Annotated in this window: 14 protein-coding genes; 7 read left to right on the forward strand and 7 right to left on the reverse strand. The window is 72.9% G+C overall.

Features of this window, described 5'->3' with window-relative positions; genetic code table 11:
* Positions 1–169: 169 nt before the first annotated feature.
* Positions 170–880 (reverse strand): histidine phosphatase family protein, encoded by a 711-nt coding sequence (locus K7854_RS24265; protein WP_226028675.1) that lies wholly within the window; start codon positions 878–880, stop codon positions 170–172.
* Positions 877–2,193 carry a glutamate-1-semialdehyde 2,1-aminomutase gene (gene hemL, locus K7854_RS24270; protein WP_226028676.1) on the reverse strand — a complete coding sequence of 439 codons (1,317 nt, stop codon included), beginning with the start codon at positions 2,191–2,193 and terminating at the stop codon, positions 877–879. Before hemL ends, K7854_RS24265 begins: the two co-directional genes overlap by 4 nt.
* Positions 2,194–2,511: 318 nt before the next feature.
* Here hemL and K7854_RS24275 point away from each other — a divergent pair, with 318 nt between their 5' ends.
* A complete protein-coding gene (locus K7854_RS24275; RefSeq protein ID WP_226028677.1) occupies positions 2,512–3,138 on the forward strand; it encodes a hypothetical protein in 627 nt (208 codons plus the stop codon).
* A 293-nt stretch (positions 3,139–3,431) separates the two neighbouring features.
* On the opposite strand, the gene K7854_RS24280 is transcribed toward K7854_RS24275, so the two are convergent.
* Positions 3,432–4,343 (reverse strand): SDR family oxidoreductase, encoded by a 912-nt coding sequence (locus K7854_RS24280; protein ID WP_226028678.1) that lies wholly within the window; start codon positions 4,341–4,343, stop codon positions 3,432–3,434.
* Between the two features lie 176 nt (positions 4,344–4,519).
* On the opposite strand from K7854_RS24280, the gene K7854_RS24285 reads away from it, so the two are divergent.
* Positions 4,520–5,362, forward strand: coding sequence for a MerR family transcriptional regulator (locus tag K7854_RS24285; RefSeq protein ID WP_226028679.1), 843 nt, complete (start codon positions 4,520–4,522; stop codon positions 5,360–5,362).
* Positions 5,363–5,387: 25 nt separating this feature from the next.
* Here K7854_RS24285 and K7854_RS24290 read toward each other — a convergent pair whose 3' ends face one another.
* Entirely contained in the window at positions 5,388–6,788 is a 1,401-nt protein-coding gene (locus K7854_RS24290; protein ID WP_226028680.1) for an NAD(P)-binding domain-containing protein, read from the reverse strand.
* A gap of 115 nt (positions 6,789–6,903) precedes the next feature.
* Between K7854_RS24290 and K7854_RS24295 the strand changes: the two genes are divergently transcribed.
* On the forward strand, positions 6,904–7,284 hold the full coding sequence (locus tag K7854_RS24295) for an ArsR/SmtB family transcription factor (protein WP_226028681.1): 381 nt from the start codon (positions 6,904–6,906) through the stop codon (positions 7,282–7,284).
* A 1-nt stretch (position 7,285) separates the two neighbouring features.
* Here the strand turns inward: K7854_RS24295 and arsB are convergent, their stop codons facing one another.
* Complete coding sequence (gene arsB, locus K7854_RS24300) at positions 7,286–8,419, reverse strand: ACR3 family arsenite efflux transporter (RefSeq protein ID WP_226028682.1); 1,134 nt, start codon at positions 8,417–8,419, stop codon at positions 7,286–7,288.
* Complete coding sequence (locus K7854_RS24305; RefSeq protein ID WP_226028683.1) at positions 8,416–8,724, reverse strand: ArsR/SmtB family transcription factor; 309 nt, start codon at positions 8,722–8,724, stop codon at positions 8,416–8,418. Before K7854_RS24305 ends, arsB begins: the two co-directional genes overlap by 4 nt.
* Positions 8,725–8,799: 75 nt before the next feature.
* Here K7854_RS24305 and K7854_RS24310 point away from each other — a divergent pair, with 75 nt between their 5' ends.
* From K7854_RS24310 to K7854_RS24320, 3 genes are all read left to right on the forward strand, one after another.
* Positions 8,800–9,258 carry an arsenate reductase ArsC gene (locus tag K7854_RS24310; RefSeq protein ID WP_226028684.1) on the forward strand — a complete coding sequence of 153 codons (459 nt, stop codon included), beginning with the start codon at positions 8,800–8,802 and terminating at the stop codon, positions 9,256–9,258.
* Between the two features lie 223 nt (positions 9,259–9,481).
* Positions 9,482–10,732, forward strand: coding sequence for a cation:proton antiporter (locus K7854_RS24315; protein ID WP_226028685.1), 1,251 nt, complete (start codon positions 9,482–9,484; stop codon positions 10,730–10,732).
* Between the two features lie 119 nt (positions 10,733–10,851).
* Positions 10,852–11,310 (forward strand): DUF4396 domain-containing protein, encoded by a 459-nt coding sequence (locus K7854_RS24320; RefSeq protein WP_226028686.1) that lies wholly within the window; start codon positions 10,852–10,854, stop codon positions 11,308–11,310.
* 27 nt (positions 11,311–11,337) lie between these two features.
* Here the strand turns inward: K7854_RS24320 and K7854_RS24325 are convergent, their stop codons facing one another.
* On the reverse strand, positions 11,338–11,748 hold the full coding sequence (locus tag K7854_RS24325) for a four-helix bundle copper-binding protein (RefSeq protein ID WP_226028687.1): 411 nt from the start codon (positions 11,746–11,748) through the stop codon (positions 11,338–11,340).
* Between the two features lie 142 nt (positions 11,749–11,890).
* On the opposite strand from K7854_RS24325, the gene K7854_RS24330 reads away from it, so the two are divergent.
* Complete coding sequence (locus K7854_RS24330) at positions 11,891–12,571, forward strand: precorrin-8X methylmutase (protein ID WP_226028688.1); 681 nt, start codon at positions 11,891–11,893, stop codon at positions 12,569–12,571.
* Positions 12,572–12,593 lie beyond the last annotated feature (22 nt).

Below are 12,593 nucleotides of genomic sequence, written 5' to 3' on the forward strand. Positions count from 1 at the left end.
CGTTCGTCGCGTCCTTGGTGGTCACTGGGTGAGAGGACGCGACGAACGAGCGGGTTCCGGAAATTTGTGCGGGTTGGGTAACAGTGGACAGCGGACCCACAGGAACGGTTCCGCAGTCACCAGCGGGAACGGTTCCGCGGGAACGGACCCGCGCGAGGCGGTACGTCCGTCAGGCCCCGTACGCCTTCCCCTGCCCCTTCACCGGCTTGGCCCCCGCGAGGAGGTGGGCCGGGACGAGGTCGCGGGCGGGCTCGGTGTAGCCGACGGACACGATCCGGTCGCCCCGGTAGGTGAACGTGGTCAGGGACGCCAGCGTGCACTGCCGCTTGCGCGGGTCGTGCCACAGCCGCCGCCGCTCGACGTAGGACCGCAGGATCCAGATCGGCAGCTGGTGGCTGACGACCACGGCCTCGTGCCCGCGGGCGCGGTCCCGGGCCGCGTCGATCGCGCCCTTCATCCGCACCACCTGGTCGACGTACGGCTCGCCCCAGGACGGCTTGAACGGGTTGACCACGTGCTTCCAGTTGGCGGGGCGGCGCAGGGCGCCGTCGCCGATGCCGAAGGTCTTGCCCTGGAAGACGTTGGCGGCCTCGATGAGCCGCGCGTCGGTGTCGAGGTCGAGCCCGTGCGTCTTGGCGATCGGGGTCGCCGTCTCCTGGGCCCGCTCCAGCGGGGAGGCGACGACGTAGGTCACGTCGCGGGGCGCGAGGTGCTCGGCGACCCGCTCGGCCATGCGCCGGCCCAGCTCGGAGAGGTGGTAACCGGGCAGCCGCCCGTACAGGACACCGGTGGGGTTCTCCACCTCGCCGTGCCGCATGACGTGCACGACGGTCAGCTCTTCGTCGCGGGACTCGCGGGTCTGGTTGCCGTGGTCGCTCATGCCGTCGCCTCCGCGGCCGCGCGGGCCGCCGCCGGGAGGGCGTCGGCGATGCGCTGGACGGCCCGCTCGTCGTGGGCGGTGGACACGAACCAGGACTCGAAGGAGGACGGCGGCAGGTAGACGCCGTTGGAGAGGAGGGAGTGGAAGAAGGCGGTGAACCGGAAGGACTCCTGCGCCTTGGCGTCCTCGTAGTTCCGCACCGGACCGTCGGTGAAGAACACGGAGAACATGTTGGAGGCGGTCTGGAGGGTGTGCGCGACGCCCTCCTTGCCGAGCGCCTCGGTCACCAGGCCCTGGATCTGCGCGGACACGGCGTTGACGGTGTCGTACGCCGCGTCGTCGAGGAGCCGCAGCTGGGCGAGCCCGGCGGCGGTGGCGACGGGGTTCCCGGAGAGGGTGCCTGCCTGGTAGACGGGGCCCGCCGGGGCGAGGTGCGCCATGACGTCCGCCCGCCCCCCGAACGCGGCGGCGGGGAACCCGCCCCCCATCACCTTCCCGAAGGTCATGAGGTCGGGCACGACCCCCTCCACCCCGTACCACCCGGCGCGGCTGGTCCGGAACCCGGTCATGACCTCGTCGGAGACGAACAGCGCGCCGTTGGCGGCGCAGGCGTCCTTGAGCCCCTGGTTGAACCCGGGCAGCGGCGGCACGACGCCCATGTTGCCGGGCGAGGCCTCGGTGATCACGCAGGCGATCTCGCCGGGGTGGGCGGCGAAGGCGGCGTGCACGGCCTCCAGGTCGTTGTACGGCAGCACGATCGTGTCGCTCGCCTGCGCGCCGGTGACACCGGGGGTGTCGGGCAGCGCGAAGGTGGCGACGCCGGAGCCCGCGGCGGCCAGCAGCGAGTCGACGTGACCGTGGTAACACCCGGCGAACTTGATCACCTTGGTGCGCTGCGTGAAGCCGCGGGCGAGCCGGATGGCGGACATCGTGGCCTCGGTCCCGCTCGACACGAGCCGGACCTCCTCCAGCGGCGCGACCCGCTCGACCATCGCCTCGGCGAGCGCGACCTCACCCTCGGCGGGCGTACCGAAGGACGTGCCGCGGGCCACCGCCTCCTGCACGGCGGCGACCACCGCGGGGTGCGCGTGCCCGAGGATCATCGGCCCCCAGGAGCAGACGAGGTCGACGTACTCGCGCCCGTCCGCGTCCGTCAGGTACGGCCCGGTGCCGGACACCATGAACCGGGGCGTGCCGCCGACGGCGCGGAAGGCACGCACCGGGGAGTTCACGCCGCCGGGCGTGACGGCCGCGGCGCGGTCGAACAGAGCCTGCGAGGCCGGTGCTTCGTATGGATATGCCAGTTCGCTCATGACCTGCGACTTCTCCGACCTTCTCGACCTTCTCCGACGTATCGGACCCTGCGCGGCGTCAGGTTGCCCAGGGTGACTTCGTCAAGGGTAGACAACCGCCCCGAACGCCGTGCCGTCTGCCAGACTGGAGCCCATCCACGCAGCTCACCGGGACGGCGCGGGCACGGCATCCGGCCGTCCCGCGAACGCACGACGGACATATGACGTACATATGTTTCACCGCACGTTTCGGCGAGCGGCCGTGGGGGAGGTCACTGACACGATGATCGGGTTGCGCGGCGGGGGCCACGCGTCCTAGAAAAGCAGTCGGGTGGAGATATGCATCGCGGTGGCGGACTGGGCGAGGGGACCGACGACCTGGGTCCTCGACGTGCCCGGCGGGGAAGGCACCGACGCGAGGCGGAGGAAGCGTCCGAAGCACGTCAGACACACGGCACGCCGAGCGAGCCCGACCGGCTCTCGGGGCGGACCGGCCGGCTGGGGGCGGGGAGCAGGAATGGTGGTCGGGTGGGGGTGACCTACAAGTACTTCGGCGCGCCCGACGGCGCGACCGCGGCCCGCGTCCCGATCTCGATGCGCCCCGAGGAGCTGGGCGGCGACGAGCTCGGGATGAACGGCATGTTCACCAAGATCAAGCCGGAGACCATGGCCGCCATGGTCCTCACCGGCATCGAGGGCGTCCCCCTGCACAAGGTGCCCCCGCTGGAACTGGTCGTCCTGCACCCCGACTACGCGGTCGTGAAGCTCCCGATGACCGTCGTCGACCCGCTGCGCGGAATCGGCGAGGAAGCGGTCGGCGCGGCCGCCTTCATCTGGTCCACGGTCCCGGACCGCGGCGGCCCCCGGGACGCGTTCAACGTGTACCAGCTGCTGCACGAGTGGCAGGACTTCTCGCATCGGCTGCATGAGGCGGGGCATCAGCCGTACTGCCTGGTGTGGCCCTGAGCCGGGGGGTTCCGCGGACTGTACGCTGGCTGCCTGCAGTCGGCCGTGTCAGTACAGGACCCTCAGTCCGATGACGCAGCCACGATGCTCGCAGCACGAGCAGTTTGAGCGCGGTCACCGACCCGGCGCCGGAGAGCATGGCGTACGTGACCGTCAGCACGGCTCCGATGCCCGCCCACACGGCGTTCCCGGTGCCCACCGGCAGAGTGCGCAGCGCATAGGCCCGGCCGATCACGCCGGCGGCCGGGTCGGCGAGGAACACCGGCGTCGGCGCGAGCCGAACGGCGGGCCGGTCAGTGCGTGGTGGTGATGCCGCCGGTGACGGCGATGATCTCGCCGACGGTGAAGCTGGAGTCGGCGTCGGAGGCCAGGTGCACGTACACCGGCGCGATCTCCTCCGGCTGGGCGACGCGTCCGAGCGGGCCCTCCGTGCCGAGGTGGGCGAGTCCTTCCTGCGGCATGTTCGGGTCGGCGACGTTCAGCACCGTCCAGGTGGGCCCGGGCGCGACCACGTTCGCGCGGATGCCGTCCTTGGCGAGGTGCACGGCGATGGACTGGGTGAAGTTGATCAGCGCTGCCTTGGACGCCGCATAGTCGATCATGGTGTCGCTGCCCCGGAGGGCTTCCTCCGAGGCGGTGGCGATGACCGCGTCGCCCGCCTTCAGATGCGGGCGCGCGGCCTGCACCAGGTGGTAGTAGGCGTACACGTTGACCTTGAACGACCTGTCCCAGTCCTCGAAGCTGAGCTGTGAGAGGTCGGTCTGGCTGTTCAGGTGCGCCGCGTTGTTCACCAGGATGTTCAGGCCGCCCAGCTCCCGCACCGTCCGCTCGACCGTCTCCCGGCAGAAGGCGGCGTCGGCGAGGTCGCCGGGCAGGAGCAGGCACCTCTGCCCGACGGCCTGCACGGCGTCGCGGGTCTCCGCGGCGTCCGGCTGCTCCTCGGGGAGGTACACGACGGCCACGTCCGCGCCCTCGCGGGCGTACAGCAGCGCGACGGCACGGCCGATGCCCGAGTCACCGCCGGTGATGAGCGCGACCTTGCCGCGGAGCTTGTCCGCCGCGCGGTAACGCTTCGCCTCGTAGCGCGGCCGGGGGCGCATGTCGCGCTCCAGGCCCGGGGCCTGCTGCCGCTGCTTGGGGTAGGGCGGCTTCGGCTCCGCGCCGTGCTGCGAGCCGGGGCCTTCGGTCCTGCCGTTGTCCTGCATGTTCGTGAGCCTCCTGGGGATGTGAGTCACGCTCGGCGGTCAGGTATCCCACGGGAGTTCCCGCACACCCGCCCGGGCTCGATCACGGATGCGGGGTGCGGGTGGTGGCAGTTGCACATGCCGTAGCGGCATGTGGTGTCGTCGGGGATACCACCGCACGAAGGGCGCTGTCTGCGATGTACCCCTCTGTCACGCCGCCGCGCGACGTCAGGATCGGCGATGCCGCCGCCTTCGCGGGAACCACCCCGCGGGCCATCCGTCACTACCACCAGATCGGTCTGCTGCCGGAGCCCGGGCGCGGCACGGACGGGCGCCGCCGCTACGGCTACGACGACATGATCCGGCTGTTGTGGATCCGCAAGATGTCCGAGGCCGGGATCGGGCTGAACGACATGCAGGCGGCCTTCGACGAAGCCGGCGACGTCGAGGACGTGCTGGGCCGGCTGGAGGAGACCCTGGCCGCCCGGGAGGCCGAGATCAAGCGGCAGCGGGCGGCGGTCCAGCGCCTGCGGGCCGTGGGCAGCCCGCTGGGCCTGCTCTCCCCGCTGGTCACCGACCGGCTCGGCCACCTGCCCGCCGGTGCGCTGCGCCCGTCCGACCTGGAGGCCCTGCTGGTCACGGAACGGATCTTCGGGCCGCTGGGGGCCGCGATCCAGGCCGGTGTGTTCGTCACCCTGGCGACCCATCCCGGCCTGCGGGCCGAGGCGGACCGCCTCGACGCGGCGGACGCCGCCCTCGACGACACCGTCGACCCCTTCGACCCGCGGGTCGAGGAACTCGCCGCGCGGCACTGCGCCCACCACAAGGCCCTGCTCCGGGCCATGGAGGCGGCCGGGCTGGACGAGGCCGACGAGAGGCTCTTCGAGACGTACGACGCCGAGGAGAGCGGAGAGGGGGGCGTCCGGACGAGTGCCTTCGAAGCGGTGACCAAGATGCCCTACGGGTTCTCCGCGGCACGGACGCGGTGCGTGGAACTCACCGCACGGCTCCTTGCCGGGGAGACCACCGCGGGCGACTGATCTACGACGTGGCGGCGGGACCCGCTCACGAACCGCAGCAGCCGCCGTCCGCCGGGGCCTGCCCGGCGGCCGCGTCCGGTGTCGTCGGCGCGGTGAGCCGGACGGGCCGGGGTTCCGGTGCGGCGCAGCAGCCGTCGGTGCCGGTCTGCCCGGGACCGGGCACGTCGAACAGGCCCGCGCCGCCGCAGACCCCGGTTTCGGGGAGGGTGAGTTCGACGCGGTCCGCGGAGTCGGGGTCGCCGGCGATCGCGGCGGCGACGGAACGGACCTGTTCGTAGCCGGTCATGGCCAGGAAGGTCGGGGCGCGGCCGTAGGACTTCATGCCGACCAGGTAGACGCCCTGGTCGGGGTGGGACAGCTCGCGGTGGCCGTGCGGGTACACGGTGCCGCAGGAGTGCTGGTTGGGGTCGATCAGCGGGGCGAGGGCGACGGGGGCCTGGAGGCGCTCGTCGAGGTTCAGGCGGATCTCGGAGAGGAAGGACAGGTCGGGGCGGAAGCCGGTCAGGACGACGGCCTCGTCCACCGGGTCGAGGCGGCGGCCGTCCTCGCCCACCAGCACCAGGCGGCCGTCGCCGTCGTGTTCGAACGCCTCGGTGCGGAAGCCGGTCACCGCCTCGGCGTGCCCCGCGTCGACGGCGGCCTTCGCCGCGAGGCCCAGGGCGCCGCGGGCGGGCAGCTGGTCGGCGGTGCCGCCGCCGTAGGTGGACGCGGAGACGCCCCGGCGCAGGATCCACGTGCTCTTCGTCCCCGCGCCGTCGGCGGACTCGGCCAGCTCGGCGAGGTACGCGAGGGCGGTGAAGGCGGAGGCGCCCGAGCCGATCACGGCGGTGCGCCGGCCCGCGTAACGGGCGCGGACGGCCGGGTCCGTCAGGTCCGGGACGCGGTACGTGATCCGCTCGGCCGCGGCCTTCTCGCCGAGGGCGGGCAGGCCGCTGCCGCCGGCCGGGGACGGGACGGCCCAGGTGCCGGAGGCGTCGATCACGGCGCGGGCCAGGTGCCGCTGCTCGCGGCCGTCGGCGTACTCGACGTGGACGACGAAGGGCTGCCGCCCGCGGTCGGCGTCGACGATCCGGTCGCGGCCGGCCCGGGAGACGCCGGTGACCGTGGCGCCGGTGCGGACCCGGTCGCCGAGGGCGTCCGCGAGGGGCTGCAGGTACTGCTCGGCCCAGTCACCGCCGGACGGGTACGTCGCCGGGTCGGGCCGGGTCCAGCCGGTGGGGGCCAGGAGCTTCTCGGCGGCCGGGTCGACTACCTCGCCCCAGGTGGAGAAGAGGCGTACGTGCGCCCACTCGCGGACGGCCGCGCCGGGACGCCCGCCCGCTTCCAGGACGAGGGGTTCGATGCCGCGCCCGACGAGGTGGGCGGCGGCGGCGAGGCCGACCGGACCGGCTCCGACGACGATGACGGGCAGTTGTGGGGTGCTCATCGTGCTCGGTCTCCTCAGGAGCGAAGGGGCGGCGCCCGAACCTTGATTCGACGCCTGTCAATACAGCGACACCACGGAGATTGCCACTCGTATCGACGAGTGTCAACATAGACGCATGTCGAAATCAGAGGCCGTGGAGCTGCCCCTCCGCCGGGACGGCGACGCCGTGCCCTGCTGCCCGCCGATCACCGCCGGAGAGCTGTCCCAGGCGGACGCGGAGCGGACGGCCGCCATGTTCAAGGCGCTCTCCGACCCGGTGCGGCTGCGGCTGTTCTCCAAGGTCGCCTCGCACCCGGGCGGTGAGGCCTGCGTGTGCGACATCGCCGACGTCGGCGTCTCCCAGCCGACCGTCTCGCACCACCTGAAGAAGCTGCGCGAGGCCGGGCTGCTGACCTCGGAGCGGCGCGGCACCTGGGTCTACTACCGGGTCGCGCCGTCCGTGGTGGCGGCCATGGCCGCCATGCTCGACCTGCGCGCGCCCGGCCCGCGGGCGTGAATCAGCCGCCCGGCGCGCGTCCGCCCCGCGCGCGTCCGCCCGGCCGGGCGGCCGTGAACCTCCGGCGCCACGCCAGGGAGACGTACACCAGCGCCACCAGCACCGGCACCTCGATGAGCGGGCCGACGACGCCGGAGAGGGCCTGTCCCGAGGTGACTCCGAAGGTCGCGATGGCGACCGCGATGGCCAGCTCGAAGTTGTTGCCGGCCGCCGTGAAGGCGAGCGTGGCGGTGCGGTCGTAGGCGAGGCCGATGGCCTTGCCCAGGGCGAAGGTGCCGAACCACATCACCGCGAAGTAGACCAGCAGCGGCAGCGCGATGCGGGCCACGTCGAGCGGTCGCGAGGTGATCGTCCTCCCCTGGAGGGCGAAGAGGACGACGATCGTGAAGAGCAGGCCGTACAGCGCCCAGGGGCCGATCCTGGGCAGGAACGTCCGCTCGTAGCCCGCGCGGCCCATCCGCCGCTCGCCGGCACGGCGGGTGAGGAAGCCCGCGAGCAGCGGGACGCCGAGGAAGACGACCACGTTGAGGGCGATCTTCCCCATCGAGATGTCCAGCCGCTCCCCGTCGCCGAGGCCGAGCCACCCGGGCAGCAGGTCGAGGTAGAACCAGCCGAGCAGGCCGAACGCGACGACCTGGAAGACGCTGTTGAGGGCGACGAGCACGGCGGCGGCCTCGCGGTCGCCGCAGGCGAGGTCGTTCCAGATGATCACCATGGCGATGCAGCGGGCCAGGCCGACGATGATCAGGCCGGTGCGGTACTCGGGCAGGTCGGGCAGGAAGACCCACGCCAGGGCGAACATCACCGCGGGACCCACGACCCAGTTGACGGCCAGTGAGGACACCATGAGCCTCTTGTCGCCGGTGACGGCGTCGAGCCGGTCGTAGCGGACCTTGGCCAGGACCGGGTACATCATGATCAGCAGGCCGAGCGCGATCGGCAGGGAGATCCCGCCGACCTCCACCTTCGCCAGCACGTCGTTCAGCCCCGGAACGGCCCGCCCGAGCCCGAGACCGACCGCCATGGCGGCGAGGATCCACCCGGCCAGGTACCGGTCGAGGGCGGAGAGCTTCCTGACGATCGAGCCGTCGCCGCCCTGGAGCCGCGCGGAGGTGCTGGAATCGGCCGAGGTCACGGGCACGCCCTCTTGTTCCCGGCGGCGGTACGGGCGGCGGCCGCGAGTCCGGCGAACTGCCCGGACAGGCCGGCCAGCACCTCCGGCTTCAGCCGGTAGTAGGTGTAGCGGCCGCACGGCTCGGTCTCCACCAGCCCGGCCTCGCGCAGCACCCTCATGTGGTTGGACAGGTTGGTCTGCCTGGCGCCGGTCTCCTCGACCAGGTGGGTGGTGCACAGCGTCTCGCGCGCCAGCAGGGTCACGATCCGCAGCCGGAGCGGATCGCCCAGCGCCCGGATCACATCAGGATCGACTGAAGTCAGCATGGGCTGATACTTTCACAGCACCGTTCGCCGTTGTCGGCGCACACCGATCCCACGACCGCGAGACGAGAACGCCCGATGCCCGAGTCCTCCGGCGAGAAGCCGTCCGTCCTGTTCGTCTGCGTGCACAACGCCGGCCGCTCCCAGATGGCCGCCGCCTGGCTCACCCACCTGGCCGGCGACCGCGTCGAGGTCCGCTCCGCCGGCTCCGACCCGGGTGCCGAGGTCAACCCGGCCGCCGTCGCGGCGATGGCCGAGGTCGGCATCGACATCTCCGCCGAGATCCCGAAGGTGCTCACCGCCGACGCGGTCCGCGAGTCGGACGTCTGCGTCACCATGGGCTGCGGCGACACCTGCCCGGTCTTCCCCGGCAAGCGCTACCTCGACTGGCCCCTGGCCGACCCGGCGGGCCTGGGCGTCGAGGCCGTCCGGCCCGTCCGCGACGAGATCCGGGCCCTGGTCGAGGCCCTCCTCGCCGAGATCGACGCCGGGGTGCCCTCGAAGACCCGGCCGCAGGGGCACGCAGGACGCCGCTGACCCTTGCCCCCGGCGACGGAGCCCGCGCCCACGGCACCGCCCCGCTCCTCCGTCCGGCGTACGCCCGGTAGTCCCGGTCCGCCGCGCGGGCGAGAGTGGCGGCAGGGGCCGGGTGCGGGGGCCGGCGGTCACGGGACGCCGTTCGCGAGGGAGCGTCGATGGCACGGAAGTCGGGGCACCGAGGGGGGCGTCGGGCCGTGGTCCGGCGGCCGGGGGGCGACGCGTGAGTCACCCGGGGACCCTCGTCCTGATCATGGCGGCCGCGGTCCTGGCGCCGCTCCTCGTCCACGCCACGGGGCGGCGGGTCCGGATCCCGCTGGTCATCTTCGAGATCGCCCTCGGGATCCTCATCGGTCCGGACGTGCTCGGCTGGGCCCGTACCGAGGGCGTCGTCGACACGCTCGCCGACCTCGGCCTGTCCATGCTGATCTTCCTGGCCGGCTACGAGATCGACTTCGCCGCCGTCCGCGGTGACACCCTGCGCCGCTCCCTGTGGTCCTGGCCGCTCGCCCTCGTCGCCGGGATCGCGCTGGCGCTGCTCGTCAGCGGCGGCGACGTCTTCGAGGCGTTCGTCGTCGGCACCGCCCTGACCAGCACCACGCTGGGCACCGTACTGCCGATGCTGCGCGACAGCGGTGAACTGCGCAGCCGGTTCGGGACGGTGATCTCGGCGTTCGGCGCGGTCGGCGAGTTCGGGCCGGTGATCGCCGTGGCGCTGCTGCTCAGCGGACGCCGGCCGGCCGAGTCGGCGGCGCTGCTGGCCGCGTTCGGGGCGATCACGGCCGCCGCCGTGTTCTGGGCGCTGCGCCCGAGGCCGCCCTGGTTCGCCCGGCTGACCGAGCTGACCCTGCACAGCAGCGGCCAGTTCGCGGTCCGGTTCGTGATGCTGCTGCTCGCCTGCATGCTGGGCCTCGCGGAGGTCTTCGGCCTCGACGTGCTGCTGGGCGCGTTCGCCGCCGGTGTCCTGACCCGGCTCGTCCTGCACCGGGCCGCGCCCGCGAGCAGCGGGGAGGTGCTCGGCAAGGTGGAGGCCATGGGCTTCGGCTTCCTCGTGCCCCTCTTCTACGTCGTCACCGGCATCGAGTTCGACCTGGACGCGCTGCTGCACGACCCGGGCGCACTGCTGCTGGTGCCGGGGTTCCTGCTGCTGTTCCTGCTGGTGCACGGCGGCCCGGTGTATCTGCTCGCGCCCAGGGACCTCGGCCGCCGGGACCGGGTGGCGCTGGCCCTGTTCGCCTCGACGTGCCTGCCGCTGGTCGTCGCCATCACGACCATCGGCGTCGACCAGAAGCTGATCGGCACGGACCTGGCGGCCTCGCTGGTGGGCGCCGCGATGATCTCCGTACTCGTGTTCCCGCTGGTCGCGGCGCGGGTGCGGGCGGCGGGCCGGGCGGCCGCGCCGGGCGGGAGGGGCGCACCGGCGGCCGGGGCGGGCGCACCGGTGGACGGGGCGAGGGACTCGGAGGCCTGGTGATGACCGGGGAGGGCGGGGGGTGACGTCCGGTGCGGGCGGCGATGACTGGCCCCGAAGGCGCCGACCACGGGGGTGCCAACTACTGGACTAGATACCCCTAGGGGGTATACATTCGGGGCATGGACCACAGCATGCACCAGCACGGCACGACCTGGGCGACGGCCATGCGGGCGACGCTGCACTGCCTGACCGGGTGCGCCATCGGCGAGATCCTCGGCATGGTCGTCGGCACCGCACTGGGCTGGGGCAACGCGCCGACCATGGTGCTGGCCATCGCCCTGGCCTTCGTCTTCGGCTACTCCTTCACCCTCTTCGCGGTGGTGCGCGCCGGGGTGTCCCTCAGGGCCGCGGTCAAGGTGGCGCTGGCCGCCGACACCGTCTCCATCGCCGTGATGGAGCTGGTCGACAACGGGATCGTCGCCCTCGTGCCGGGCGCGATGGACGCGCACCTGTCCGACGGGCTGTTCTGGTACGCCCTGCTCGGCGGCTTCGCGGTGGCGTTCGTGATCACCACGCCGGTCAACAAGTGGATGATCGGCCGCGGCAAGGGCCACGCCGTGGTCCACGCCTACCACTGACCGCCCGCGGCAGGCTGCTCGCCGGTCTCAGCCGAGGCCGGCGAGCAGTTCGTCGCACGCCTGCTCGCAGCTCCGGCACGCCTCGGCGCAGACCCGGCAGTGCTCGTGCATCCCGGCGTGCCGGGCGCACTCGTCGCCGCACGCCCGGCAGACGGTCACGCAGGCCTGGAGCACGGCCCGGGTCACGTTGGCGTCGTAGCCGGTGTGCCGGGACAGGACCGAGGCGGTGGCGTTGCAGACGTCGGCGCAGTCCATGTCGGTGCGGATGCACTTGGTCAGGTCGGCGACCGCGCTCTCCGACAGACACGCGTCGGCGCAGGCGGTGCACGCCTGGGCACACCTGAGGCACTCCTCGATGCACCGGGCCATGGCGTCCCGGTCCACGCCGCCCAGGTCGGCCGGGTAGGTACGGAGTAGGTCGTTCACGGTGGTGGTCATGGGGGCCGCTCCCTTCCGCTCGCACGTACGTCTCGATGCCTGCCGGGTTCACCGTGCGACGCACCACAAACCGCCGCCGGACCTCCGTGGGTAAGCTCGCCGCCGTGGCCGTCCGCCGACCGAGAGCAGCGAGAAGAACACCGTGACCCCGCACGACTCCGAGCACGCGTACGACGCCGAGCCCGCGTATGAGCACGCGTACGAGTACGAGAAGGACGGCGCGGCCATCTACCGCCAGTCCTTCGCCACCATCCGCGCGGAGGCCGACCTCTCCGGGCTGCCCGCCGACGTGGGCCGGGTCGCGGTCCGGATGATCCACGCCTGCGGCATGGTCGACCTGGCCCGCGACCTGTCCTGGTCCCCCGGCGTCGTCTCCCGCGCCCGCGAGGCCCTGCTGGCCGGTGCGCCCGTGCTGTGCGACGTGCGGATGGTGGCCAGCGGTGTGACGCGGGCGCGGCTGCCCGCGGACAACGACGTCGTGTGCACCCTGTCCGACCCCGCCGTCCCCGGGCTGGCGGCCCGGCTCGGCACCACGCGCAGCGCCGCCGCGCTGGAGCTGTGGCGCGACCGGCTGGAGGGTGCCGTGGTCGCCGTCGGCAACGCGCCCACCGCGCTCTTCCGGCTGCTGGAGATGATCGACGCGGGGGCGCCGCGCCCGGCCGCGGTCATCGGCGTACCCGTCGGCTTCGTCGGTGCCGCCGAGTCCAAGGACGCGCTGGCGGCCCACCCCTCGGGGGTGGAGCACCTCGTCGTACGGGGCCGCCGCGGGGGCAGTGCGCTCGCCGCCGCCGCGATCAACGCGATCGCCCGCGAGGAGGAGTGAGCCGCGGGACCGCGGGGCGTAC

Source organism: Streptomyces hyderabadensis (assembly GCF_020404845.1).
In the GTDB taxonomy this organism is placed as follows: Bacteria; Actinomycetota; Actinomycetes; order Streptomycetales; family Streptomycetaceae; genus Streptomyces; species Streptomyces hyderabadensis.

What these genes read in the sequence shown, in the direction of transcription:
- K7854_RS24265 (WP_226028675.1), bottom strand. Translation starts at nt 880, where the DNA reads ATGAGCGACCACGGCAACCAGACCCGCGAGTCCCGCGACGAAGAGCTG.
- hemL (WP_226028676.1), bottom strand. Translation starts at nt 2,193, where the DNA reads ATGAGCGAACTGGCATATCCATACGAAGCACCGGCCTCGCAGGCTCTG.
- K7854_RS24275 (WP_226028677.1), top strand. Translation starts at nt 2,512, where the DNA reads ATGCATCGCGGTGGCGGACTGGGCGAGGGGACCGACGACCTGGGTCCT.
- K7854_RS24280 (WP_226028678.1), bottom strand. Translation starts at nt 4,343, where the DNA reads ATGCAGGACAACGGCAGGACCGAAGGCCCCGGCTCGCAGCACGGCGCG.
- K7854_RS24285 (WP_226028679.1), top strand. Translation starts at nt 4,520, where the DNA reads ATGTACCCCTCTGTCACGCCGCCGCGCGACGTCAGGATCGGCGATGCC.
- K7854_RS24290 (WP_226028680.1), bottom strand. Translation starts at nt 6,788, where the DNA reads ATGAGCACCCCACAACTGCCCGTCATCGTCGTCGGAGCCGGTCCGGTC.
- K7854_RS24295 (WP_226028681.1), top strand. Translation starts at nt 6,904, where the DNA reads ATGTCGAAATCAGAGGCCGTGGAGCTGCCCCTCCGCCGGGACGGCGAC.
- K7854_RS24305 (WP_226028683.1), bottom strand. Translation starts at nt 8,724, where the DNA reads ATGCTGACTTCAGTCGATCCTGATGTGATCCGGGCGCTGGGCGATCCG.
- K7854_RS24310 (WP_226028684.1), top strand. Translation starts at nt 8,800, where the DNA reads ATGCCCGAGTCCTCCGGCGAGAAGCCGTCCGTCCTGTTCGTCTGCGTG.
- K7854_RS24320 (WP_226028686.1), top strand. Translation starts at nt 10,852, where the DNA reads ATGGACCACAGCATGCACCAGCACGGCACGACCTGGGCGACGGCCATG.
- K7854_RS24325 (WP_226028687.1), bottom strand. Translation starts at nt 11,748, where the DNA reads ATGACCACCACCGTGAACGACCTACTCCGTACCTACCCGGCCGACCTG.